Raw genomic sequence first — 25417 nt, 5'->3', positions numbered from 1 at the left:
GCATCTGAACGGCTGGAGGTCGACCCAAAATGGCTAGAAGTACAAAAGAAGAAGCACTAGAAACCCGTGGCCGCATCCTCGATGCGGCGGCGGAGGTGTTTCATCAGCGCGGCGTATCCCGTACCACATTGGCCGATGTCGCCACTGCGGCCGACGTGACGCGCGGCGCGATCTATTGGCACTTCAAGAACAAGGGCGATTTATTCGATGCCATGTGCGAGCGGGTGCGTTTGCCGCTGGAAGCGATGTTCGAAAAAACCGCCGACGAAAATGCACAGGATCCGCTGACCCAGTTCCGCAACAAATGCCTGTTTGCACTGCAAGAAGCAATCTCGAATCCGGAGTCGCGCAAAATCTTTGAAATCGTCATGCACAAATGCGAACTGGTGGACCCCGAGGATCCGATCATGATTCGCCAGCATGAATGTTTTCTGCAAGGGCGGACCGATATAGAACGTTTGTTGCGGTTCGCCGTCGCGAAAGGTCAATTGCCGCGTGATCTTGATCCAATTCTGGCTGCGGTCATGGCGCAAGGGCTGCTGTTTGGTATTCTCAGCAACTGGACTTTCAGCCCCCATAGCTTCGATCTGGCGGAGAATGCGTCGAAAGTGATCGACAACTGCATCCACATGTTCAAGACATCGCCGTTCGTGCTGAAAAATAACGGCAACTGATTGAAGATCGATTCTAAGAGTGAACTGCGGGCTTTGGCAAGCGACGCAATCCTGCGTTGAGCAATCTGTGCACGCCTGACGACACCGTCCGTGGCTTTTCCGGTACTTTTAGCTAGTAGGGAACCGGCACCAGCAACGCGTTGATCTGTTGCAGGTCTTCTTCTTTCAGCGCGCCCGCCGCCGACTTCAATTTCAAACCGTTCATCAAGGTGTCGTAGCGTGCCTTGGCCAGATCCCTGCGGGTCGAATACAGTTGCTGCTGAGCGTTCAGCACATCGATGTTGATGCGCACGCCGACCTGGTAGCCGAGGCGGTTCGAATCCAGCGACGACTGGCTGGAAATTTCCGCCGCTTCATAGGCCTTGACCTGGGCCAGGCCGTTGCTGACGCCGAGATAGGCCTGCTTCGCGTTCAGAACTGCGGTCCGACGCGCATTTTCCAAGTCCGAACGGGCCTTGTCTTCGAGCGCCACTGCCTGGCGTACGCTGCTGTTGACGGCGCCGCCGGAATACAGCGGGATATTCCACTGCACGCCGACCGAATTGGTCATCTGCGATATGTTATAGAAAGGAATGTCGCTGCCGCTGACATCCGAGTGCGCGCGGCTGACCACCAGGTCAAGCGTCGGCAGGTGGCCGGCGCGGCTCTTCTTGATGTCGCGCTTGGCGATGTCCAATGTAATTTCCTGGCCCAGCACGCCGAAATTCTGCTGCTCGGCGCTGGTCACCCAGGCTTCAATGGCGGCCGGTTCGGGGGGGCTCAGCTTGACACCGGGGCGCAAGGTCGCCAATGGCGCCGGTGCTTTGCCGATGATCTGCTGCAACGCGTTGCGCGCCACTTCCAGGTTGTTGTTGGCGGCGATTTCCTGCGCGATCACCAGATCGTGGCTGGCCTGCGCCTCGTTGGTGTCGGTGATGGTGGCGGTGCCGACTTCGAAGTTGCGCTTGGCCGAAGCCAGTTGCTCGGCAATCGCGCTTTTCTGGGCTTGCAGGGATGCCAGCACATCTTGTGCGGTCAGGATATCGAAATAGGCCTGGCTGACGCGCAGGATCAAATCCTGCTGCGCTTGCGCAAACTGGACTTCGCCGGCGGCTACCGACAGTTTGCTTTCCTGGTACTGCTGCCAATACGCCGGACGGAAAAGCGGTTGGGTCAGCTGCAGGCTGTAGTTGTTGGTGATGGTTTGCCAGGACTGACCGGAGCGGCTGTAATTGCCGCCGAAACCGACGCTGGGCAGCAGTGCGGCACGGCCCTGCACGCTGGCTTCGTTATTGGCGCTGAGCGCGTAGCGGGCGCTGGTGTAGACCGGATCGTTGGCGAGCGCCTGCTGATAGGTTTGCATCAGGTCGAGGGCGTGTGCGTTAGTCGCCATCAGGGCGGTTGCGATCAACGAAGCAATCAAGGTATTGCGCATTACATTCTCCGGGACATCATGTGTCGGGGCTGGCGCCGCGGGCAGGTGTGGCCACAACGTCAAACAAATACAGCAACGCTTTTCCAATAATTTCTTTTACTTCTTGCAACGGACCCCAGGCGCACGGCGCAAGCTGCCCCGGTCTGCGGCGGATGTCGCCGCAGACGCAAGGACGCTATAACTGGCTGGCCAGGGCCTGTACTAGTAGGTCGGCATCGCCGGATCGACCTGCTGGGCCCAGGCATGCACGCCGCCGGTCAGGTTGCTCACCGCAGAAAAACCGTGGCGTTCGAGGAATGCTGCTACCTGCATGCTGCGCGCACCGTGATGGCAGATGCAGACGATGGCCTGGTCTTCCTCCAGGTCATTCAGGTGTGCCGGCACGGTCTGCATCGGCATCAGCCGCGCTGCATCGATGTGGCAAGTCTCATATTCCCAAGGTTCGCGCACATCCAGCAACAACGGCGCGGGGCGTTGCGGATCGGCGATCCAGGCTGCAAGTTCCGAGGCGGTCAGATGTTGCATACGCTGTCTCAGAATTTGAAGTGGGAGTGCACCGCAGCTTCGCGCAATGGCTTGACGTTGGTTTCGAACAAATGCACCGTGCTGTAGCTGTCGTCCGCATTGCGGGTGATGATTTGCGCCGTCATCACCGGTGCATCGCCGAGGATGGCGACGACGCGGCCGCCGACGTTCAGTTGTTTCAGGAAAGCGTCCGGCAGGGTTGGCAGCGAGCCCGAGATGAAGATCACGTCGTAGGTCTTCGATGCGCCCAGATCCCAGCCTTGGGCGCCATTGCCGAGTGCGACGTCGACATTGGTGATGCCGTAAGCGGCCAAATTCTTTTCGGCCAGCGCTTTCAGTTCCGGGTCGATTTCGACGGTGGTGACGTGGCGTGCCTTGTAGCACAGCAGGGCAGCCATGTAGCCGGAGCCGGCGCCGATTTCCAGTACCTGTTCATGCTTCTTGACCTGGGCTTGCTGCAGCAGGCGCGCTTCGATCTTCGGCGCCAGCATGCTTTCGCCGCCAGGCAACGGGATTTCGGTGTCGGAGAATGCCAGGCTCTTGTAAGCGGCCGGGACGAATTCTTCGCGGCGCACCACAGACAACAATTCCAGGATGTCCAGTTCCAGCACGTTCCAAGGGCGAATTTGCTGTTCGATCATATTGAAGCGGGCTTGTTCGATATTCATGTCAAAGGCTCATGGTGAAGAAATTAAAGGGCTCATTCTATCAAGGGCATCCCTAAAAACCTACAGTACGGCGCAATCTGCGGTCGGTAATAGCCATTCTTCCAGTATTCTGTTTCAGGACATTCCGTGATCAGGTTGGCGTAGGGGCCGGCTGGCTCAGCAAGCCATTCAGGCACAGGTCGATGAAGCTGTTCAGATAGTCTTCCGCCGGAATGGTTTCAATATGGCAAGTATTAAAAGGCTGCTGCCACATCATCAGCATGATCACCGGTGCGATCACGACATTGGCTACCTGGCGCACATTGATGGCCCGGAATTCGCCGCGATCGACGCCACGTTGCAGCATCCGCACAATCATGGCGTCGCCGCGCATGCTGACTTCTTCGCGGTAAAAAGTCACCAGATCCGGAAAATTGCCCGATTCAGCCATCATCAGCTTGGTAATGCCAGCCAGCTTTGTGGCGCCGATGCGCTCCCACCAGCCGAGCATGATTTCGCGGAACAGGTCGGCGCTATGGCCTTCGTGGCTATCGATAATATCGTCAGCCTCGTCCAGCAGCGGCAGCAGATTTTCACGGACCACCGCCTTGAACAACTCTTCCTTGTTTTCAAAATACAGGTACAGCGTGCCTTTCGAGACGCCTGCCAGGGAGGCAACATCGCCCAAGCGGGTGGCGGCAAATCCGCGTTCGACGAACACGTCCAGCGCAGCCGCCAGCAGCTCCTGTGGACGGGCTTCCTTGCGTCGCTCCCAACGGCGTTTGGATGTGAAAGGGCAATTCATGAATGCGTGCTTGTCTTTATTACTGACTTTGGAGTCAGTAATGTAAGCGGCAACTGTGGGGGTGTCAAGGAAGTCGGCGGCGATCTGTCGGTTTTTGTGGTTCCACAGCGCGCTGCGCGGCAGGCGAGTATAAACTCCGGAGCCGGGTACAGCGATTACAAGTAGAATCTGGCCTTCGCATGAATCACGGTAAGTTGCTTGAAGAATCACATGTTTGTAGAAATGATATTAATCCCCGAGGCTGGCGCGTGAGCCTGCCGGTTCTTTCCTGTCGTCCGGATTGCGGCGCCTGTTGCACAGCGCCGTCGATTTCGTCGCCGATTCCCGGCATGCCGAACGGTAAGCCGGCCGGTATCCGCTGCATTCAACTGGATCACGCCAACCTCTGCCGGATCTTCGGCAGCCCTGAGCGCCCTGCGGTTTGTGCCAGCCTGCAACCGGCGCTGGACATGTGCGGCAGCTCACAAACCCATGCAATGCATTATCTGACCAGGCTGGAGCAACTGACCGCCGTGTAGAATCGGTCTTTTGCAAGCTGGCAAACAAGGAAGAACCCCCAATGGAATCAAAGCGACTGTCACAGGGCACGGCACTGTCTGTGCTTTTTATATTATTTGCCACGTTACTGCTATCTTCTTGCGCAGCGCTGATCGGCCCGCGCGATGTTGAATTCCCACTCGCCAAACTGCAGCAATCGATGGACAAGCGCTTGCCGTTTTCGCAGCGCTACATGGGGTTGTTTGAAGTGACCGCCAATAAGGCGCAGCTGGCGTTGCCCGCCGGGCAGGGCCGTCTGTCAATTGATACGGATGTGACGGTGGCATTGCCGATGCTGGGCAAGTCGTGGAGCGGCAAGATGGAAATCTCGGGCGTGCTGGCGCTGGACAATCCGCATAACGCCGTAACGCTGACCGAGCCGCGGCTGGACCAGTTGACATTGAACGGTGTCGACAAAACCTATGCGGCGCAAGTGACGCAGATCGGTAATTTGCTGGCCGGCCAGTTGCTCAACCAGGTTCCGCTGTATACCTTCAGGCCGGAAGACCTGCGCTATGCGGGCGTGGCCTTCATGCCGACCAGAATCGCTACCAAGCCGGAACAGCTCGTGGTGACTTTCGAACCGCAAAAGTAACCCTTAGTAGTCTTTAAGGAAACATCTGGTGCGGCGGCAAATCGTGCGGCTGTATCATGCATTCCAACCCTGAATTTTCTCTGTTTTTTTCTTATTTTCCTGACGACATGGATATTGTTCTCGCGTTAAAAGTTCTCATCATGGGTCTGGTCGAGGGCTTTACCGAGTTCCTGCCGATTTCATCGACCGGTCATTTGATCCTCGCCGGCAGCCTGCTCGACTTTACCGCCGACATCACCCGCGAAAAAGCCGAAGTGTTCGAAATTGCGATCCAGGCCGGCGCCATCCTCGCCGTCTGCTGGGAATATCGCGCACGCATCGCCGCGGTATTGCGTGGCTTGCCGAACGATCCCAAGGCGCGCAAGCTGGTCATCAACCTGGTGATTGCTTTCATACCGGCGGCAATATTGGGGCTGGCCTTCAGTCGGATGATCAAGGACAAATTGTTTGCGCCGCTGCCGGTGGCGATTGCGCTGATCGTCGGCGGCTTCATCATCCTCTGGGTCGAGCGTCGCAACAAGAACCGCGCCAGCGTGGCCCGGATTGAATCAGTCGACGACATGAGCGCACTCGATGCATTGAAGATCGGCTTTGCCCAAGCCTTTGCACTGATCCCCGGCACCAGCCGTTCCGGCGCAACCATCATTGGCGGCATGTTGTTCGGTTTGTCGCGCAAGGCGGCCACCGAGTTTTCCTTTTTCCTGGCGATCCCGACGCTGTTTGCCGCCACCATCTATTCGTTGTACAAGGATCGCGCGCTGCTGTCGGCTGCCGATATTCCGCTGTTCTCGATCGGTACCGTGGCGGCATTTGTCTCGGCGTTCCTGTGCGTGCGCTGGTTGCTGCGCTACATCAGCAGCCATGATTTCACCGCCTTTGCCTGGTATCGGATCGTGTTCGGCCTGGTGGTGGTTGTCACCGGCTACATGGGGTGGGTGAACTGGGCGCATTGAGTGCCGTGTGCACCCCGGCGAAACCGAACCGTCTTTTTTAATTTGTGATTGTCTATTCCTGAACAGGAGAACGTTGTGGCAAGTGTATGTTCCGCTGGTACCGATATCGGGTTTGCATCGCTCGACTATCTGCAGGTCGCAATTCTTGGCGTGATTCAGGGGATTTCTGAGCTATTGCCGATTTCCTCCACCGCGCACATGCGCATCGTGCCGGCGGTGCTCGGCTGGCACGATCCCGGCTCGGCGTTTTCGGCAGCGATGCAGCTGGCGGCATTGGCTGCCGTGGTCAGTTACTTCTGGCGCGATGTTCGTGAAGTCACGGTTGGCAGCATTGCCGCAGTACGCCAGCGTGATTTCAACAGCCCGCGGTTTCGTCTCGGCGTAGCGATCATCCTGGCGACGATTCCCATCGGGATTGCCGGCCTGGCGCTGTCGCATGTGCTGAATGCCTGCGGCTCGCCGCTGCGCAGCCTCAACGTGATCGGCTACGCCTGTATCGCGATGGGCGTGCTGCTGGCGCTGGCAGAGGTCAGCTGCAAGCATCGCCGCACGGTCGGTGAAATGCGTTTGCGCGACGCGCTGATTGTCGGCCTGGCGCAAGTCGGCGCATTGATCCCGGGTGTATCGCGTTCCGGCTCCACACTGACTGCTGCCTTGTTCCTCAATTTCAAGCGCGAAGAAGCGGCGCGTTTTTCTTTCCTGCTGGGCTTGCCGGCAATCGCACTCGCCGGTTTGAAAGAACTGTTGGTGCTGTTCCATCTGCACATGCCGGTGGAAACCTGGATGCTGCTGATTTTCGGTTTGGTGGTCGCCAGCATTTCTGCGTTCGCGGCGATCTGGGGCTTGATGAAATTCCTCGAAAAATTCTCCACCTGGCCGTTCATCGTGTACCGCATTGCATTGGGTATCTTCCTGCTGGTCGCAGTCAACAATGGTTTCTTAAGTTAATTAATTAAGCTAATTCAAGTCAAGCAAAGCAAACGTATTTAATGCCAAATTCAGCACAAGCAACCTCGGCGACCTCCGCCGACCCGCAAGCCCTGCACATATTGCAGACGGTATTCGGCTATCCGTCTTTCCGTGGCCAGCAGGCGGAAATTGTCAGCCATGTCGCCAATGGCGGCGATGCGCTGGTGCTGATGCCGACCGGCGGCGGCAAGTCGCTGTGCTACCAGATCCCGGCCTTGCTGCGCGACGGTGTCGGCGTGGTGGTGTCGCCGCTGATCGCGCTGATGCAGGATCAGGTCGATGCGCTGGCCGAGGTTGGCGTGCGTGCGGCGTTCCTGAATTCGACCCAGACTTATGAAGAAGCATCGCGGATCGAGCGGCAGGTACGCAACGGTGAACTCGACCTGGTCTATGTGGCGCCGGAGCGCTTGCTGACGCCACGTTGCCTTGAGTTGCTGGAGTCGTCGAAGATCGCCTTGTTCGCGATTGACGAGGCGCACTGCGTGTCGCAATGGGGTCATGATTTTCGGCCTGAATACATCAAGCTGTCGATCTTGCATGAACGTTTTCCGCAGGTGCCGCGGATTGCGCTCACCGCGACGGCTGACCAGCAGACCCGCGAAGAAATCGCGTTGCGGCTGCAACTGGAAGACGGCGCGCGTTTCGTTTCTTCTTTTGATCGTCCCAACATCCGTTATCAGATTGTAGAAAAGGCCAACGGCCGCAAGCAGCTGCTCGATTTCATCGAAAGCGAGCACGTCGGCGATGCCGGCATTGTGTACTGCCTGTCGCGCAAGAAGGTGGAAGAAACCGCCGAATTCCTGCAGCAGCAGGGAATCACCGCCTTGCCCTATCACGCCGGCATGGATTACGCAGAACGCACCAAGAACCAGGGGCGTTTCCTGCGTGAAGACGCCATCGTGATGTGCGCCACCATTGCGTTCGGCATGGGGATCGACAAGCCGGACGTGCGCTTCGTCGCCCATCTGGATCTGCCGAAAAGCATTGAGGGCTATTACCAGGAAACCGGCCGCGCCGGCCGCGATGGTGGTCCCGCCAATGCCTGGATGGCGTATGGCTTGCAGGACGTGGTGCAGCAGCGCCGCATGATCGATGAATCCGAGGCAGGCGAAACTTTCAAGCGTGTACTAGGCGTCAAGCTGGACGCCATGCTCGGCCTGTGCGAAACCTTGCATTGCCGGCGCGTGCGCTTGCTGGACTATTTCGGCCAGAGCTCCGAGCGCTGCGGCAACTGCGACACGTGCATGAGTCCGCCGGTATCCTTCGACGCCACTGTGGTGGTGCAAAAGCTGCTGTCGACGATCTACCGCGTTGACCAGCGTTTCGGTGCGATGCATGTGATGGATGTCTTGCGCGGCATCGATTCCGACAAGATCAAGCAATGGCGCCACGATCAACTCTCGACCTTCGGCATCGGCAGCGATCGCAGTGAAGCGGAATGGCGCGCCATCCTGCGGCAGTCGATTGCGCTCGGCCTGATCACAGTCGATCACGAAGCCTACAGCGCGCTCAAGCTGACCGATGCGGCGCGGCCGGTGCTGAAGGGTGAACAGCCGGTGCAGTTGCGGCAATACCAGAAGCCGGTCAAGCAAAAGCGCAGCAGCGGCAAATCCAAGGGTTATGTGGAAACCGATCTGTCGACGCTGGAACAGGCGATCTTCGAGAAGCTGCGTTGGTGGCGGGTCGAGACCGCGCGCAAGCACAATGTGCCGGCCTATGTCATTTTCCACGACGCCACCATGCGCGAAATCGCCAAGGCGCAGCCGGCTTCGCTGGATGATTTGCGTGGCGTCAGTGGTGTCGGCGAGAAGAAGCTGGAGACTTATGGGGCTGAGATCGTTGAGTTGATCGCCGAGTTTGTCTAGGCTTAGTTTTCAGTCTTGCCGTGATTGTTTACGGCCCAAATAAATACGGCCGCCATCTTTTTTAGATAGCGGCCGTATTGCATGGCAATGTCACATGATGCTTAAGCCGTCGTCCCCAACGCCGCCATCAATGCCTGCCTGATTTTGGCTTCTTGTGGCGCTACGCCAAATCCAACCATCACGCCTTGCGCATCGAAGAAGCGGCAGACAGTCCGGTCGCCATCGACTTCGGTTTCCCAGCGGCCGGTGGCGACTGCATGCTGTGGCGGCGGCACCAGCGCCAGCGGATAACTTGGTGTTTTGACGATCACCGGCGAGTGCTTCAGATCGATTTCGGTATCTTCGCCGGTCAGGGTCTTGGCAATCGCGCGGGCGGCGGTCAGGATCGGTGCGATGTACGGCAGCGGGCTGGTGCGGCCCTCATTGTCTATCCGGTATTCGGCGCAGTCGCCGAGTGCATACACATCGGCGGCGCTGGTGCGGCCATGGCTGTCGACGATGATGCCGCGTCCGGTGGCCAACTGCGCTGCTTGCGCCAACGTCAGGTCAGGGCGCAGGCCGACTGCAGACAAGACCACGTCCGCCGCCAGCACGTCGCCGTTGGCCAGCGTGACCTTGAAGGCGCCGTCGGCGTGGTCGACGCTTGTTGCGGTAGTGCCGAGCCGCAGATCGATGCCGCGGGCGCTGAGCGCTGCCTGCAAACCTTGCGACAGCGCAGGCGCTGCCAGTGCAGCCAACGGCAACGCGTTGGGATCGATCAGCGTGACATGGTGACCGTGCGCCGCCAGGTCGTCGGCGAATTCGCAGCCGATCAAGCCGGCGCCGAGGATCGTCACGCGTGCCGATGCTTTTTGATCCGGCAGCAACTTGTCGCGGAAGGTGGCGTAGTCGTCGATGTGATTGACTGACAGCACATGATCGCTGGCATCGCCTGCCAGGCCCAGTCGTATCGCTTGCGCGCCGACGGCGATCACCAGTTGCGCGTAGTCGAAAGCGCCGCTGCTGGTGTCGACTTTCTTGTTGACCGTGTCGATATGCTTGACCCGGGTTTTGGTCATGATGTGGGCGCCAACTTGTTCGGCCATTTGCACGGCGCTTTGCGAGATCAGCTGGGCCGCCAGTTTCTTTTGCGCGAATGCATTGGACAGCATCGGCTTCGAATAGAAGCCACCATCGTCGGCGGTGATGATGAGCAGCGCGGCGGCCTTGTCCAGCTTGCGCACTTCACGTGCCAGCGAATAGGCAGCCATGCCGGCGCCGATGATGATAATGGGTTTCATGGGATGTCCTGAAGATTATTGGCAGTGATGATAAGGCTGTTCAGTCTTATTTCAAATGATGTATGGCGCGCGACATTGGATAGGCCCGTGTCGCGCCGCTGCTGCAAGCATGATGCGGCGGCAGATTTTACAACACGTTATTAGAACGCATTTCAAAATCGGCCCTGGCCACGCCGCAGGCTGGGCATTGCCAATCGGCAGGAACGTCGTCCCGTTGATGTCGGCGGCGATACAGGCGTCCGGCCAGCCTGCCGCTTGGTCATCAATCAGCCAAGGCGTTATCTCGCTTTATTGAGGTTTGCCGAGAATGGATTGTCATTATTGCATCAATAGTCTTTTTGTTGTTTTTTTTAAAATTTAATAGTTTTTTTGAAATGAGAAAATATGTGAAATCGCCCTTCACCATGCGAAATTCACATAATCGGGCGCAACCAGTCTGATAAAATCAAGGACTTTCACTTGTTACACTGGGGACAGACGCATATGGATTCGATGATCGATAAAAAAGAAGAGCTCCGCCAACAATTGCGTCAAGCTGCGCTTGAATATCACGAGTTTCCGACCCCCGGAAAAATCAGCGTAACGCCAACCAAATTATTGACAAATCAGCGCGATCTGGCGCTGGCTTACTCTCCAGGCGTAGCCGCCGCCTGCGAAGAAATCGTGGCCGATCCGGCCAACGCATTCCGTTACACCGCACGCGGCAACCTGGTCGCGGTCATCACCAACGGCACTGCCGTGCTGGGCCTGGGCAACATCGGGCCGCTGGCATCGAAGCCGGTGATGGAAGGCAAGGGCGTGCTGTTCAAGAAGTTCGCCGGCATCGATGTCTTCGATATCGAAATCAACGAACACGATCCGGAAAAGCTGTGCGATATCATCGCCTCGCTGGAGCCGACTTTCGGCGGCATCAACCTGGAAGACATCAAGGCGCCGGAGTGCTTCGAGATCGAACGCAAGCTGCGCGACCGCATGAAGATCCCGGTCTTTCACGATGACCAGCACGGCACCGCAATCATTGTCGGCGCAGCGATCCTGAACGGCCTCAAAGTAGTCGGCAAGGACATCAAGAATTGCAAGCTGGTGGTATCCGGCGCTGGCGCTGCCGCGCTGGCCTGCCTGGATCTGATCGTCGATCTCGGCTTCCCGATTGAAAACATTTTCGTCACCGACCTGGCCGGCGTGGTCTACAAGGGCCGCGTCGAACTGATGGATCCGGACAAGGCACGCTTTGCGCGCGAGACCGATGCCCGCACCCTGGCCGAACTGATTCCTGGCGCCGATATTTTCCTCGGCCTGTCGGCCGGCGGCGTGCTCAAGCAAGACATGGTCAAGGCGATGGCGGCGCGGCCGCTGGTGCTGGCGCTGGCCAACCCGACGCCGGAAATCCTGCCGGAAGATGTCAAGGCAGTGCGCGACGACGCCGTCATGGCGACCGGCCGTTCGGATTATCCGAACCAGGTCAACAACGTGTTGTGCTTCCCATATATTTTCCGCGGCGCCCTCGATTGCGGCGCCACCACGATCACCCGCGAAATGGAAATCGCCGTGGTGCACGCGATTGCCGAACTGGCGCAAGCCGAGCAGTCCGATATCGTGGCGACCACCTACGGCATCACCAACCTGTCGTTCGGTCCTGAATACATCATTCCAAAGCCGTTCGATCCACGTCTGATGATCAAGATCGCGCCCGCTGTGGCCAAGGCCGCTGAGGCGTCCGGCGTTGCCAGCCGTCCGATCAAGGACATGGAAGCCTACATCGACAAGCTGCAGCAATTTGTTTACCGCAGCGGCACCTTCATGCGGCCTTTGTTCCAGATCGCCAAGAAGACCCCGGCCGAGAAGAAGCGCATCGTCTATGCCGAAGGCGAAGAAGAACGCGTCCTGCGCGCGGTGCAAGTTGTGGTCGACGAAAACCTGGCGCGTCCGATCCTGGTCGGTCGTCCGGCGGTGCTGCAGCAACGCATCGAACGTTTCGGCCTGCGCCTGAAAGCGGATGTCGATTTTGAAGTCATCAATCCGGATTTCGACGAACGTTATCGCGATTACTGGCAGACATTCCTGGCCATGACCAAACGCCAGGGCGTGACCGAGCAGTACGCCAAGCTGGAAATGCGCCGCCGTCACACGCTGATCGGTTCGATGGCGATCCACAAGGGCCATGCCGACGGCATGATCTGCGGCACCTACGGCACCACCAGCCTGCATTTGAACTACATCGACAAGGTGCTTGGTCGCCGCGAAGGCGTCAATGTCTACGCCGCGATGAATGCGCTGATCCTGGCGGATCGTCAACTGGTCCTGGTTGACACGCACGTCAACGAAGAGCCGACTGCCGAACAATTGGCGGAGATCACGATCCTGGCTGCAGAAGAGATGCTGCGTTTCGGCATCAAGCCGCGCGCTGCGCTGCTGTCGCACTCCAACTACGGTTCCAGCAACAGTGCTTCGGCGGTGAAAATGCGCAATGCGCTGGCGATCATCAAGGAAATGGCGCCGGACCTGGAAGTCGACGGCGAAATGCACGGCGACACTGCACTCAACATCGAGCTGCGCCGTCAATTGATGCCGGATTCGTCGTTGACGGGTGATGCCAACCTGTTGGTGATGCCAAACATCGACGCCGCCAATATCGCCTACAACCTGCTCAAGAACACTTGCGGCAACGGCGTCGCGGTTGGTCCTATCCTGCTGGGTTGCGCCAAGCCGGTCCATATCCTGACACCGTCGGCCACCGTACGCCGGATCGTCAACATGACCGCCTTGTGCGTGGTGGACGCCATCTCGGCCCGCTAAGTCTCAGCGCGAAGTACCCGCAGCAAGCAGCAAATAAGGAGGGCCCGGTTTCAGCGACAGATGATCGTCGTTGGAACCGGGCCCTTTTTTTTGTTTTTGACGGAGGGCTGGCCATAGCAACGATAAAGCGTGTAAATTGCAATGGAAAATAATACGTTGGCTGAAAGCGGTTAAAAAACCGTATCCATTACAACAGGAGATGCGATGTCACAGTATCCGAAGAGTCCGTTGATGGGCCAGATGATGGATCAACCGTTGCTGATTTCGAGTATTCTCCAGCACGCAGATCGTCATTTCGGCAGCAATGAAATCGTCTCGCGCCGGGTTGAAGGCGACATCCATCGTTACACCTACCGCGATTGCCATCGCCGCGCGCGGCAACTGGCCAATGCACTGGCCGCGCTGGGCGTCGGCATGGGCGAGCGGGTGGCGACGCTGGCCTGGAACGGCTACCGCCACATGGAAGCCTACTATGCCGTCTCCGGCTCCGGTGCGGTGCTGCACACCATCAATCCGCGCCTGCATCCGGAGCTGATCGGCTACATCGCCAACCACGCCGAAGATCAATTCCTGCTGTTCGATGTCTGCTTCCTGCCGTTGGTCGAGGCGGTGGCGCCGCTGGCCAAGACCATCAAGGGTTACATCGCCATGTGCGACCGTGAGCACATGCCACCGGACAGCAAGCTGCCCAATCTGTTGTGCTACGAAGAGCTGCTGGCCACCAGTTCCGATGATTACGCGTGGCCCTTGTTCGACGAGAATTCCGCCTCCAGCCTGTGCTACACCTCGGGCACCACCGGCAACCCCAAAGGAGCGCTGTATTCGCATCGTTCGACGCTGTTGCATTCGTATGCGTCAACCATGCCGGACAGCATGAACGTCTCCGGCCGCGATGCGGTGCTACCGGTGGTGCCAATGTTCCATGTCAATGCTTGGGGCTTGCCGTATGCAGTGCCGCTGACCGGCGCCAAGATGGTGTTTCCAGGGCCGGGCCTGGATGGCAAATCGCTGTATGAATTGTTCGAACAGGAACAGGTCACGGTATCGGCCGGTGTGCCGACCGTCTGGCTCGGCCTGCTGACCTACATGGCGCAAAACAATCTCCGCTTTTCCAGTTTCAAGCGCACCATCATCGGCGGCTCGGCGTGTCCGCCGGCGATGATGAACACCCTGCGGCATCGCTATGGCGTCGAGGTGGTGCACGCCTGGGGCATGACCGAGATGTCGCCGCTTGGCACCACCGGCACCCTGCAAACCAAGCACTTGAGCTTGCCGTTGGAGCAGCAGGAATTACTGTTGCAAAAACAGGGGCACGTTATTTTCGGCGTCGACATGAAAATTGTCGACGACGCCGGCGTCGAACTGCCCTGGGATGGCGTCACCTATGGCAATCTGTTGGTCAAGGGGCCGTGGGTGGTCGACGCCTACTTCAAGAATGAAGGCGGCCAGGTGCTGCGCGACGGCTGGTTCCCGACCGGCGACGTCGCTACCATCGATGCCGATGGCTACATGCAGATTACCGATCGCAGCAAGGATGTGATCAAGTCGGGCGGCGAGTGGATCAGCAGCATCGATCTGGAAAATATCGTGATGGGACACCCGGCGGTGCAGATGGCCGCTTGCATCGGCATCTTTCATCCGAAGTGGGATGAACGGCCGTTGCTGGTAGTGGTCAGGAAGCCAGGAGTGGAGGTGAGTGCCGCTGAGCTGCTGAAATTTTTCGAAGGCAAGATCGCCAAATGGTGGACCCCGGACGACGTTGCGTTCGTCGATGCATTGCCGATCGGCGCCACCGGCAAGCTGTTGAAGAACAAGTTGCGCGAACAGTTCAAGGGCTACACCTTGCCGACCGCCTGAGGCAGTGGCACGATTGTTCTATGCCGGTTCGTCCAGCTGTTTGATCGGTACGCGGCCGGTTTGCACGCGGCTGGCGGCGCGGTCGCAATGGCCGGGCTGGTCGTCGAAAAACATGTGTGGCTTGAAGGCGGCAAGTACATCCGATTTGGTGACGCCGCCCATGAAGAAGGTTTCGTCGATGGTGACGTTCCAGGCGCGCAAGGTGCGGATCACCCGTTCGTGGGCCGGCGACGAACGCGCCGTGACCAGCGCTGTGCGGATCGGCGCAGCGCGGCCATCGGGATTCTTGAAATTGTTCTGGATGTACGACAGGGCAATCAGCAGATGGGCGAACGGACCTTGCGGCAACGGCAGCATGGCGTTTTCGCGTTCGTGTTTTTCAAAGGCTTCAATGCCTTCAGTCTGGTAGATCCGTTCCGATTCATCCGAAAAAATCACTGCATCGCCGTCGAAGGCGATGCGGATCTGATCCAGTTCCTCCATCACATTATCCGGTTTCTGATACAGCAAAGCCGCCGCCGCGCCGGCGTTCACGGCCGCCTGCACGTCATCTTCGTGCAACGACAGGAACAGGCTGACGTTGAATGCCTGCAGATACGGCGCCAGCGGCGCGCCGCCGGAGAGCACAGCACGCGTGATGTCGAGATCGTAGTGCTTGATCGAATTGAAGATGCGCATCGAGGTTTCGCTGGAATTGCGCGACATGATGACTACTTCGACAAAGCGCTGACCTGGCGTCAGGCGATTCAGTTTCAACAAGGCCCTTACCAGCGCGAAACCGGCGCCGGGTTTGAGGATCTCGTTTTCATTGATCAGTTGATGACGGCGATACTCATCCAGCCCCTGCGCACGAAAGATCGCCTCTTCGGCTTCCAGATCGAACAGCGCGCGCGACGATATGCCGACTACCAGCAAATTATCTAGGGACTGGGGCATGGGTTGTGGTCTTTAGGTCAATGATGGGAGCGCTCATTATAGGCGCTTGCCCGGTCTGCGCTGGGCAAGTTGAAGAGTTTTGAATGAATATATTTTTGATAATTTTCTATGGGGTTTTGATGGCAGTTTGTTCCGCGCGTTACGTTACATGTTACGTGTCACGGGTGGGTATGACAGCCATCCATTTAGTTTTCGCAGATTTTCGATTTCGTTTGTTAGTCATTGATTTTTAACGATTTTCCTCAATATTTCCCAAGTCCCATGAGGTCTGAAAAAAGGCCGTTTCGGAGGCATTTTTGCCTGGCACGCTCTTTGCGAAATGACAGTAGGCATAGCGGTTATCCGATTCATCAAAAAGGGAGATAGATCATGAAAGCATCGAAGAAAAGCGGAATCTTTGCAGCATCCATGTTGCTGACGGCTTTGCTCGCCGGCTGCGGCAGCAGTGGCGACCTGGTCGGCAACACCGGCACCGGCGGTACTTCAACCGGTACAGGTCCTGGCACGACACCAACCACGCCTACCACTCCAACTACGCCGACCACGCCTACTGCTTCATCGAGCAACCTGATCAGCAATGTTGGTACAACCGTCACCAGCGTCGGCACCGCAGTAAACGGCATTGGCAGCACAGTCATCAGCCAGCTGCCGCTGTTGAATCCTGAAACCAAAGCCGGCCTGACCGGAGTCGTGAATAACGCCAGCGGTATCGTCACGACACTGGGCGGCGGCTTGACCGACGGCCTGGGTCAACTCGGTACTGCGCAGAACCCGGTCGGCATTACAGTCGGAAGCGTCGGCGGTGTGGTGGCTCAGACTGGCGCCACAGTGCAAAGCCTCGGCCAGACTGTCACCGGCCTGGGCAGTAGTGGCCCGCTCAGCGCCCTGGCTCCTGTGACGGCACCTGTCGGCGGTTTGGTCAGCACGCTGGGTGGCACGGTCTCCGGCACAGTGGCGCCGATCGTCACAGGCGCACTGACCACCGGCCCAGTACAGCAACTTACGCAAACTGTGAGCACTGCGATCGTGCCGTTGACCAATACGGCCGGAACTTTGTTGCAGACAGTTGGCAATGCTACCGCGCTGAATCAACCGGCCAATCTGCTGCTCGGCGTAGTCGGTGGCACGGTTGCCAATGTTGGCAATGGCCTGACTAATTCCGGCGTACCGGTCGTCAGCAATCTCGGCCCGGTAGTGAATAACGGCGGCAAGCTGGTGGGTGACCTTGCAGTCAACGGCGTGACAGGCACCGGTCAGCCTCTGCTCGGCAACAAGACTGGCGGCTTGCTGCAGCCTCTCGACAACACGTTGGTTGGCGCACTTGCCGGCCCATTGGCGCCGGTGGTTGGTGTCGTCAACGGCTTGACTGGCAGCTTGAGCGGAGCGGCCGGTAGCGGTGCGCTGGCTCCGGTAACCGGCTTGCTGGGCGGTTTGACAGGTGCAGTCGGCGGCGCAGGCGGCAGTGGCCCACTGGCTCCTGTGACTAGCCTGCTGAGCGGTTTGAGTGGCGGTGTGGCTGGCGGTAGCAACCCATTGGCTCCTGTGACCGGATTGCTGAGCGGCCTGACCGGCGGCGTTAGCGGAGCGGGCGGCAGCGGTCCTTTGGCCCCGGTAACCGGCTTGTTGGGTAGCGTGACTGGTGCAGTCGGCGGTGGCACTGCTGGCGGCAGCAATCCGCTGGCTCCAGTGACCAATCTGGTGGCCGGCTTGACCAGCACCGTTACGTCAGGCGCTGGCGCCACCGGGACCGGGCAAGCGGGTGGATTGCTTACCGGCTTGCTGGGTGGCCTGACCAAAAAATAATTGTTGGCAGGGTGGGATGAAAAGCCTTGGCGTTTGCCAAGGCTTTTTTATTTGTCAGAACTCAGCTGAATTGCACAGAGGCGGAATGACAACATGACGCACAATAATATAGTTGCATTAAGTTAATTATTGCCGTAATTTAATAGCGACTTATGGTCCCCCAGGGCGTATCGCCGATAACAAAAGAGAGCCGTAGCCGCATGCAATTATTCAAATCGAGTTGGCGTATCCAGTGGCCGTCCAGAATAAACCGTCGTGTCGTTTTGAGCCTGGCAAGCGGCGCATATCTGATCGTTGCGTTGCACCCGGCGCCGGCCAATGCCGATGCGCGCAGCCCGTTGCAAGGTAATCCGGCTGATACCTTGCCGAAGGCGGAAGCGCCGGTCAGTCCGCCGGTGACGATCAATATCCAGACCCAGGCCGTCGATCCGGCCCTGCAAAAACTGCTGGCCAGCCATTTGACGCCATCCAGTTTCAAGATTGCCGGTGTGCAGGCTTTGCCGTTCGAGGAAGTCGCTGCATTGTTTACACCGATGGCGAACCGCGACACAACCGTGGCTGAATTACTGCAGGCGGCCAACAAGGTCACGGCGATGTATCAGGAGCGCGGTTATCCGTTGTCCTTTGCCTTCATTCCGGCGCAGACATTTGAAAATAATGTCGTGGTGGTGTCGGTGGTCGAAGGTTACGTCAAGACGGTCAAGGTCGAAGGCAATCCCGGCGGCAGTGAAGAGCGCCTGAAGCAGATTGCCGAGCAATTGCAGCAGGAACGTCCGCTGCGCCGCGCAACGTTCGAACGGGTTGCCGGAATTCTCAGTTTGCAGCCCGGGGTCAAGATTGTCGCCAACGTGGCGCCGCCGACCACCACCGATGGTGCTACCGAAATGGTGCTGACGGTGAAGCGCAAGCCGATTACGGTCGGCGTTGGCGCCGATTACCGGCAACCGGGAATACGCGGTTTGCTGACTGCCAGCAGCAATGGCCTGACGCCGCTGGGTGAACAGATCACCGTCAGCACGCTGCAGCCAAGCGGCCCGCAGGATGAGAAATACTATGCGATCAATTATGTCCAGCCGGTCGGCAATGACGGCATGCTGGCCAGGTTGAATTGGTCCGACTATCGTGCCGAGCCGCAGAATAATGCGCTGGAAAGTGTGCAATACCAGGCTCGCTACCAGACCAAGACAGTGCGCGCCGGCGGCTCCCTCAGCTATCCGGTGATCCTCGACAATACGCATAGCCTGACGGTGACCGGCGGCGCCTATGCCGCTGAAAACACGCAGGAATACACGCGTTCGGTGCCGACCACGCCGATGTCGATCAAGCTCAGTTCGCAAGTGCGCGTATTGAGCGCCGAAGCGGCCTGGACCGACGTCAAACAGGATTCGGACAAACTGCAGCAGACGCGCCAGTTGAGCGTCGGCATATATAAGGCGGTCGACGCGCTCGGCGCCAAGCGCGAGAACAGCAATGTCGATCTGGGCTTCACCCGGGTCACGCTGCAGATGGCGCAATCGAACCAGCTGCCGGGCGGCTTCGGCGTTGCGGTTGCGGCCAGCACGCAGTACAGCAGCAACATCCTGCCGACCTCGGAGCAGATCGGCTTCGGCGGCAAATTGTTTGGCCTTGCCTATCCTGCAGGTGAGGTGGCGGGCGACAAAGGCTGGGGCATTTCGGCTGAAATCAATCGCCTGTTCCCAATGAGTTATACCTACCTCAAGAGCGTCCAGCCATACTTCCTGGTCGATCACTCACGCGTGTATTCGAATGCCGGCCCGCTGATCCACGATACCTTGGGATCGGTTGCGTTTGGCGTGCGCTTTTCGGATGGACGCTACTACACCCTCGATCTGTCGCTGGCAAAACCGGTGGCGGACATTCCTACCAACGCCACGTCACGATCACCACGTGTAAATGCGATGTATTCGTATCAGATGGATTGAGTATCGATGCTGCGCGATTGAATTTTTAAATCGAACGCGCAGTGATCGATTGCGCATTGCATGAGCATTCCGGAATATCTGCGCGATGTGATGTTTCACTGTCTGAATTTACTACTGCACTACCGCAGGTTTTTGTTAAGCGACGTGTAAAAAAGTGTAAATAAATTTCTGAAATTTACGCATCGCAAAGCCCCAAAAAAAGCGCAGAAATGGCGGCTACAAGGCGCTGCCGGCTCATCTTGGTGTGTGCTGACGCGGGCAAATATTTTCACAATATAAAACGCTATTGCATATCTAAAGTAGGTTTTCCCTATGAGGAAGTGGTTAGAGCATATGTTCTAACAACGTGTTGCTTTTATGGAAAATTTATCTTGAGGTAATTTTTAATCGGGGCTATGCTGATACCGCGTAGTGCAAATTAACGGATCGTTATTTGCGATAAAAAAGGCGCGCGATGTCTCAGTGGTTTGTTACGCAATGTTAGATTTTTTGTGCACTGGTTTCTTCTTCGGGAGCTTGCTATGAACGCCAAATTACTCAAATTTCTTCGGGACGAAGATGGTATTACCGCGATCGAATATGGATTGATCGGGGGACTCGTAGCCGTGGCTTTGATTACGGCTATTGGGTACCTGACCGGCAGCGCCGGTACGGGAGGTTTGAGCGGAATATTTAACGCTATCGGCACCAGATTAACTACCCTCGGCACTTCAATCACTTCGGGTTCCTAAAGAAAACGGTCTTGATCAAAACGATGTTGTTCCGTTCGACATTTTTCAACTGCTAGTTGGACGGAGAAAAAATGTTTGATGCGACCGTTTTCCTGCTGATCCTGTTTGTGGTGTTCTGCGCGCTGATATTTTTATCCGATTACCTGTTTCGCCGAGTGCCCAATAACTGGCTGTTGATTGCGTTAGCGGTGCAACTCGGTTGTCTCCTGGTACTTGGTAAAGGATTGAACGGAATCGGTTGGTCGAATGCGTTGTCCGGTTTGGCCGTTGGGATGGCGTTTTTCTTGCCGCTGTATGCACTGCGTGCTATGGCTGCGGGGGATGTCAAATTTTTTGCAGTCCTTGGTTTTTTACTGGGACCAGTTGCATTGTTGCCGATTTTCCTGATTGCTTCGCTGATTGCGGGGGGGCATGCCGCTGTTGTTTATGCGTTGCGGTTGGGATTTGTCCCAGGTATGCAGTTGGTTGCCATGCGGATGTCACGCTGGCCGCTGTACCAGTGGGTGTTGGAAAAGCGTGGCAACCGGGTCGGCATTCCTTACGCGGCTTACCTGGCTTTGGCAGCCGCTTGGGTCGGAACAAGCGGTGCGGGAGTTTGGATGTACTTTACTTGACGGTTGGTTGAATCGTGTGTGGTTGGCAACGCACATCGTCGGGATCGGGAGCAGGGATGTACAAAAAATATAAATGCATGGCTCATCCCGACGTTGCTGCGGCATCCGGCTGCAGAAAGCAACGCGGTGTTGCGGCCATAGAATTCGCGTTGATCTTCCCGGTATTTTTCATGCTGTTGTATGGAATCATTACCTATGTACTGATTTTCCTGGCGCAGCAATCCCTTGCGCTGGCAGCTGAAGAAGGGGCGCGCGCTGCATTGCGTTACTCGACCGCTGCCGCCGCAGATCCCAAGCAGCGCGGTTTGGTCGGCTGCGCTGTGGCGAAAGGCCTTGTTAGCTGGCTCGGCAAAGACTCCCAAAATAATTCAATTGCCACTTGCAGCTTTCCTCCGCCGGGTCCTTGCACGCTTCCGGGCGGTGGTAGCGCGTTTCCTGCAGGCGTCACATCGCAATGCATCACGATCAAGGTTTTCTACCCATATAGCAGCAATCCATTGGTACCGCGGTTGCTTGGGCCAGTAATGAATGTGGCATTGCCGACGACGTTAGCGAGTGCCGCCACGGTACAAATTGATTGAGCCGACTCAAGCGGTACTCGTTTTCGATTGCGACTAAATACCTGCCAGCTGTAGCGCTGTAATGGCCGATCACGAACCGGTGATCGAATGAACTGTAGCCCTGTGATGATTTGCGTTTGACATGGAAGCCACCTTGAACAATTTCCGCGTTCGGATAGACATCGAGTACATGCTATGAATAACCTGACAAAAATTGTTGCTGCGCTACTGGTAATGGCGGCCCTATGCCTGGCGTTTGTTGCCTGGTGGCTGGGCAGCCGGCCGCCGCCGACCATCTCCTCGGCGCCGGCCGCAACCGCGGACACTTCCCGGCAATATGACGTCGTCGTGGCGGCGCGCATTCTTGAAGCCGGAAAGGCCATTACTACCGACGATATCCGTCTGGTAAGCCTGCCGATCAATCCGGCCGGCGCCTACAATCAAACCAGCGCAGTAGTCGGCAAGGTGCCGCTGATTGAAATCGGCACCGGTACGCCAATCACCGAAAGCGGCCTGGCCAGCGGCCTTGCGATCAAACTTGCGGACGGCGAACGGGCCATCGCGATTCCCGTCGACGAAATCGTCGGCGCCGGCAATCGCATCCAGCCAGGCGATTTTGTCGACGTGTTTTTCACCCTCAAACAAGGCCAGGATGTCGATCGTACGCAGTCGCGTTTGCTGATGTCGCGCTTGCGCGTGTTGTCTTATGGCGCCGCCGTGATCGGTTCCGCAACCGCCGGCGGCAGCGCCGGGGCGATTCCGGCAACACAAACGCAACAGTCCTCGACGCAGCAGATGCAATCGCAACAGCAAACGCAACAGGGACAGCAGGTTCCTCGCAACGCCGTGCTGGCGACGCCGGTGGCTGAGGTCAATCGCTTGCTGCTGGCAACGCAGAATGGCAAGTTGACGTTGGCGCTGCGTAATCCAACCGATGAAACCGTGCCGGACATGGCCTTGTTCCCGCAGCCGGCATCAGCGCTGAGCGGCAAAAAAGACCTGACTCGCAACGAGATCGAAGCGCTCAAGATTCCCGATAACCAGGCCTTCGCCGGTATCGAGCTGACTGGCTTGGCAGGCGAATCAAAGTCACCTGTGCGCAAGCCAGGCAACCCGACGCCGCAAGCAAAGGCGCCGCATGCCGGCGCAACGGTTGAGGTGATTCGCGGAACGCAACGGGAGTCGGTGCCGTTTTGACGAAAACGGGTTTGCCAACATTGCTTGATTGATTGCTTGTATTCATAACAGGATTGACCGCAACTCATGAAAATACACGACTTATTCTTGCCGCTGATAGTGAGTGTAGCCGCCGTTCCCGCCATGTCGATGGCAGCCGGAAAAGATGTCACGATCGGCGTGCGCGAGCAGCAAAGCCTGGCTGTTGCGGGAACGCTGGAACGGATCGCCGTTGCCGATCCGGAGGTAGCCGATGTTTTGATGGTACGCGGGTCCGATGGCAAGAGCGGCAGTGTGATACTGGTCGGTAAAAAAGCCGGGTCGACTACTGTGACGGCCTGGTCGAAAGGCCTGCCGCCCACCACATGGCGGGTGACGGTACAGGGTGATCTGCAAGCGGCCTTGTCCGGCAAGGGCGGCGCCGAGGTGCATGTGCATGGTGCGCTGGGCGTCGTCAGCGGCCAATCGCCTTCCCTGATGGCTCACGCGAACAGCGTTGCCGCTGCCGTCGATGCGGTGGGCAAAGACAAGGTCGCGGACATGTCGACCATCGACAGCAGCGGTGTGGTGCAGATCGACGTCAAGATCGTTGAGTTCAGCAAATCGGTCTTGAAGGAAATCGGCTTTGATTTTGGGTTTGGCCTGAACCGCGGAAATTTCAGTTTCAACCTGGCCAGCAATCTGGCGTCCAATGGCGGCTTGTCGACTACCTCGTCGGCATTCAGTCTGCTGACCAAATTCAGCCGTGGCAGCTACAACCTGAGCAACAACCTGCGCCTGATCGAGGGCAATGGCATGGCACGCGTGCTGGCCGAACCGTCACTAACTGCATTGTCCGGCCAGAGCGCCAGTTTCCTGGCCGGCGGCGAATTGCCGATCCCGCAATCGGGCGGACTTGGCACCACCACCATTACTTATAAGCCATTCGGTATCGGCCTGACGGTTTCACCGACCATCTTGTCGAAGGGACGGATCGCCTTGAAGGTAGCGCCGGAAGCCAGCGATGTCGATTACAGCAAGGCCATCGTCACCGATGGCGTATCGGTGCCGGCGATCACCACGCGGCGCGCCGACACCACGGTTGAATTGGGCGATGGTGAAAGCTTCATCATCGGCGGTTTGGTTTCGCGCACTACCCAATCAAACGTCAACAAAATCCCACTGTTGGGCGACCTGCCGATCATTGGCACCTTCTTCCGTAACCTGAGCTACAGCCAGGACGACAAGGAGCTGGTGATTGTGGTTACGCCGCACGTGGTGCAGGCGATTGCCAAAAATGTGCCGCTGCCATTGCCTGGAGAATCCCAGGAACGCAGCAATACCGCATCGACCGCATGGGGGAGCTACCTGCTCGGCAAGGCCGGCCGGGATGAGTTGCCAGGATTTTCAAAGTAGGCGAAACCATTTTTGGACCACATGATGAATGCTCGCAACAAGGCTCTGAATGAATTGACGGCGCTCAGCCGCTTCGTCTTCTGTTCTCGCAACAGTACGCAGGCGGAATGGCTGGGCGCTGCGCTCGGCAAGTGGGGAACGCTATTGCAGGAAAAGGCCGAGGTGGCCGAACTGCTACCGCGCATAGTTGAACTCAATCCCTTGCTGGTGCTGCTGGATTTTTCCGGCGTCGAACATGCACACGACAGTGCCAGCGTCATCACCGCCGATTTCCTTGGCACCACGGCGCACGCCATTGAACTGGCGCAGGCGCTGGCCAAGAAGGCGCCGGGGTTGCCGTTGGTGGCGGTCGGATCAATGGCGTTTCCAGAAGGCGCGATTGCTGCGTTGCGTGCCGGCGTCAGTGATTTCATCGATGTCAGCGCTTCTGAAGAGGAAGCGCGCGATGTGGTCCAGAGAGTCTTGGCCAAGGCGGCGGCGCGTGCGCCGGCGCCAGTCAAGCGCGGCCAGCTGGTGACCTTGCTGGGCGTACGTCCAGGCATCGGCACCAGTACCTTGGCGGTGCATCTCGCCGACATGATCCAGCAACGCGGCGCAACCGTGACGGGCAACAAGCGATTGCCTGCAGACAGCCGTGTTGCACTGCTGGATCTCGGACTGCCCGCCGGCGACGGCAAGCTCTACCTGAGCGCCTCTGGAAATTTCGATTTTGCCGAAGCGGTGCGCAACCTGCGCCGTTTCGATGAAACACTGGTGCACACCGCATTGCCGCGTAGCCCCGGCGGCGTCACCGTGATTTCTTTGCCGCACAGCCTGAGCGAGATGCGCACTGTGTCGCATCACGACGCGCTGGCCCTGCTGGATCGCTTGCGCCTGTATTTCGATGTGCTGATCGCTGACCTCGGCGGTTTCTCCAACCATGAATTCATCGCCAACCTGGCTGGCGCCGCCGATCAGGTATGGCTGGTGACCGATCAAAGCGTCGGCGCCCTGGTGTCCCTGGCCGGTACCTTGCAGGAATTGAATGGACGTCATCCGGATGACGGCAAGCGGCACCTGCTGGTGAATCGTTATGACGACCGCTTCGGCATGGCGGCAACACAGATCGCCGAACGCTTCAAGTTGCCGTTGTTGGCGACCTTGCCGGAACGTACGCTCAAGCTGACCTCCAGCGCCAATCGCGGCAAGTTGCTGCATGAGGTTGCGCCGCACGATTCCTATGTGCAAGCGATCGACGGCTTGATAGATGGCTTGCTCGATCACGATGAAGCGGTGCCGCACAAGCATGGAGTAGGGCGCTGGCTGCCAAAAATCATGCTGCGAAAATAAGATCGATTAAGCC

General features: G+C 57.8%; 23 protein-coding genes. 16 read left to right on the top strand and 7 right to left on the bottom strand.

The features are described from left to right. Positions 1-29 precede the first annotated feature (29 nt). A complete protein-coding gene (locus tag ACIPF8_RS17850) occupies positions 30-674 on the top strand; it encodes a TetR family transcriptional regulator (protein WP_400423558.1) in 645 nt (214 codons plus the stop codon). Positions 675-786: 112 nt separating this feature from the next. Here the strand turns inward: ACIPF8_RS17850 and ACIPF8_RS17845 are convergent, their stop codons facing one another. The 4 genes from ACIPF8_RS17845 to ACIPF8_RS17830 form a co-directional block, all read right to left on the bottom strand. Then, on the bottom strand, positions 787-2088 hold the full coding sequence (locus tag ACIPF8_RS17845) for a TolC family outer membrane protein (RefSeq protein ID WP_400423556.1): 1302 nt from the start codon (positions 2086-2088) through the stop codon (positions 787-789). Between the two features lie 201 nt (positions 2089-2289). Next, complete coding sequence (locus ACIPF8_RS17840) at positions 2290-2613, bottom strand: rhodanese-like domain-containing protein (RefSeq protein WP_400423555.1); 324 nt, start codon at positions 2611-2613, stop codon at positions 2290-2292. A gap of 8 nt (positions 2614-2621) precedes the next feature. Next, positions 2622-3281, bottom strand: a complete 660-nt coding sequence (locus ACIPF8_RS17835) for a protein-L-isoaspartate O-methyltransferase (RefSeq protein ID WP_400423554.1) — start codon at positions 3279-3281, stop codon at positions 2622-2624. 130 nt (positions 3282-3411) lie between these two features. Next, a complete protein-coding gene (locus ACIPF8_RS17830; protein ID WP_400423553.1) occupies positions 3412-4065 on the bottom strand; it encodes a TetR/AcrR family transcriptional regulator in 654 nt (217 codons plus the stop codon). 254 nt (positions 4066-4319) lie between these two features. On the opposite strand from ACIPF8_RS17830, the gene ACIPF8_RS17825 reads away from it, so the two are divergent. From ACIPF8_RS17825 to recQ, 5 genes are all read left to right on the top strand, one after another. After that, a complete protein-coding gene (locus ACIPF8_RS17825; RefSeq protein ID WP_400423773.1) occupies positions 4320-4583 on the top strand; it encodes a YkgJ family cysteine cluster protein in 264 nt (87 codons plus the stop codon). 80 nt (positions 4584-4663) lie between these two features. Beyond that, positions 4664-5197 (top strand): DUF1439 domain-containing protein, encoded by a 534-nt coding sequence (locus ACIPF8_RS17820; RefSeq protein ID WP_400423552.1) that lies wholly within the window; start codon positions 4664-4666, stop codon positions 5195-5197. Between the two features lie 107 nt (positions 5198-5304). Then, positions 5305-6150 carry an undecaprenyl-diphosphate phosphatase gene (locus tag ACIPF8_RS17815; RefSeq protein ID WP_400423550.1) on the top strand — a complete coding sequence of 282 codons (846 nt, stop codon included), beginning with the start codon at positions 5305-5307 and terminating at the stop codon, positions 6148-6150. Between the two features lie 75 nt (positions 6151-6225). Continuing rightward, on the top strand, positions 6226-7098 hold the full coding sequence (locus tag ACIPF8_RS17810) for an undecaprenyl-diphosphate phosphatase (protein WP_400423548.1): 873 nt from the start codon (positions 6226-6228) through the stop codon (positions 7096-7098). A 41-nt stretch (positions 7099-7139) separates the two neighbouring features. Further along, positions 7140-8984 carry a DNA helicase RecQ gene (recQ, locus tag ACIPF8_RS17805; protein WP_400423546.1) on the top strand — a complete coding sequence of 615 codons (1845 nt, stop codon included), beginning with the start codon at positions 7140-7142 and terminating at the stop codon, positions 8982-8984. A gap of 101 nt (positions 8985-9085) precedes the next feature. Here the strand turns inward: recQ and ACIPF8_RS17800 are convergent, their stop codons facing one another. After that, on the bottom strand, positions 9086-10264 hold the full coding sequence (locus ACIPF8_RS17800) for an FAD-dependent oxidoreductase (RefSeq protein ID WP_400423544.1): 1179 nt from the start codon (positions 10262-10264) through the stop codon (positions 9086-9088). A 127-nt stretch (positions 10265-10391) separates the two neighbouring features. Beyond that, entirely contained in the window at positions 10392-10499 is a 108-nt protein-coding gene (locus ACIPF8_RS17795; protein ID WP_400423771.1) for a rubredoxin, read from the bottom strand. A gap of 248 nt (positions 10500-10747) precedes the next feature. Here ACIPF8_RS17795 and ACIPF8_RS17790 point away from each other — a divergent pair, with 248 nt between their 5' ends. Together ACIPF8_RS17790 and ACIPF8_RS17785 are read left to right on the top strand one after the other, a co-directional pair. Next, positions 10748-13060, top strand: a complete 2313-nt coding sequence (locus tag ACIPF8_RS17790) for an NADP-dependent malic enzyme (protein WP_400423542.1) — start codon at positions 10748-10750, stop codon at positions 13058-13060. Positions 13061-13264: 204 nt separating this feature from the next. Further along, positions 13265-14917, top strand: coding sequence for a 3-(methylthio)propionyl-CoA ligase (locus ACIPF8_RS17785; protein WP_400423540.1), 1653 nt, complete (start codon positions 13265-13267; stop codon positions 14915-14917). An 18-nt stretch (positions 14918-14935) separates the two neighbouring features. On the opposite strand, the gene ACIPF8_RS17780 is transcribed toward ACIPF8_RS17785, so the two are convergent. Further along, positions 14936-15853: a 5'-nucleotidase gene (locus ACIPF8_RS17780; RefSeq protein ID WP_400423539.1), complete on the bottom strand. Its 918-nt coding sequence runs from the start codon at positions 15851-15853 to the stop codon at positions 14936-14938. A gap of 369 nt (positions 15854-16222) precedes the next feature. On the opposite strand from ACIPF8_RS17780, the gene ACIPF8_RS17775 reads away from it, so the two are divergent. The 8 genes from ACIPF8_RS17775 (at position 16223) to ACIPF8_RS17740 (ending at position 25404) form a co-directional block, all read left to right on the top strand. Next, entirely contained in the window at positions 16223-17656 is a 1434-nt protein-coding gene (locus ACIPF8_RS17775; protein WP_400423537.1) for a collagen-like triple helix repeat-containing protein, read from the top strand. 263 nt (positions 17657-17919) lie between these two features. Further along, positions 17920-19599 (top strand): ShlB/FhaC/HecB family hemolysin secretion/activation protein, encoded by a 1680-nt coding sequence (locus ACIPF8_RS17770; protein WP_400423536.1) that lies wholly within the window; start codon positions 17920-17922, stop codon positions 19597-19599. A gap of 521 nt (positions 19600-20120) precedes the next feature. Further along, on the top strand, positions 20121-20330 hold the full coding sequence (locus ACIPF8_RS17765) for a Flp family type IVb pilin (RefSeq protein WP_400423534.1): 210 nt from the start codon (positions 20121-20123) through the stop codon (positions 20328-20330). A gap of 71 nt (positions 20331-20401) precedes the next feature. Further along, a complete protein-coding gene (locus ACIPF8_RS17760) occupies positions 20402-20944 on the top strand; it encodes a prepilin peptidase (protein WP_400423532.1) in 543 nt (180 codons plus the stop codon). Positions 20945-21000: 56 nt separating this feature from the next. Beyond that, positions 21001-21525, top strand: coding sequence for a TadE/TadG family type IV pilus assembly protein (locus tag ACIPF8_RS17755; RefSeq protein ID WP_400423530.1), 525 nt, complete (start codon positions 21001-21003; stop codon positions 21523-21525). 174 nt (positions 21526-21699) lie between these two features. Continuing rightward, complete coding sequence (gene cpaB / locus ACIPF8_RS17750; RefSeq protein ID WP_400423529.1) at positions 21700-22701, top strand: Flp pilus assembly protein CpaB; 1002 nt, start codon at positions 21700-21702, stop codon at positions 22699-22701. Between the two features lie 66 nt (positions 22702-22767). Beyond that, positions 22768-24075 (top strand): type II and III secretion system protein family protein, encoded by a 1308-nt coding sequence (locus tag ACIPF8_RS17745; protein WP_400423527.1) that lies wholly within the window; start codon positions 22768-22770, stop codon positions 24073-24075. 24 nt (positions 24076-24099) lie between these two features. Continuing rightward, the gene (locus ACIPF8_RS17740) at positions 24100-25404 is read left to right on the top strand and encodes a CpaE family protein (RefSeq protein WP_400423525.1); all 1305 of its coding nucleotides are present in this window, start codon (positions 24100-24102) and stop codon (positions 25402-25404) included. Positions 25405-25417: the final 13 nt, after the last annotated feature.

It is taken from the genome of Collimonas sp. NPDC087041 (genome assembly GCF_044745265.1).
Classification (GTDB): Bacteria; Pseudomonadota; Gammaproteobacteria; order Burkholderiales; family Burkholderiaceae_D; genus Collimonas.
Note: the sequence above shows the minus strand (reverse complement) of the source record. Positions and strands in the feature narration are given on the sequence as shown.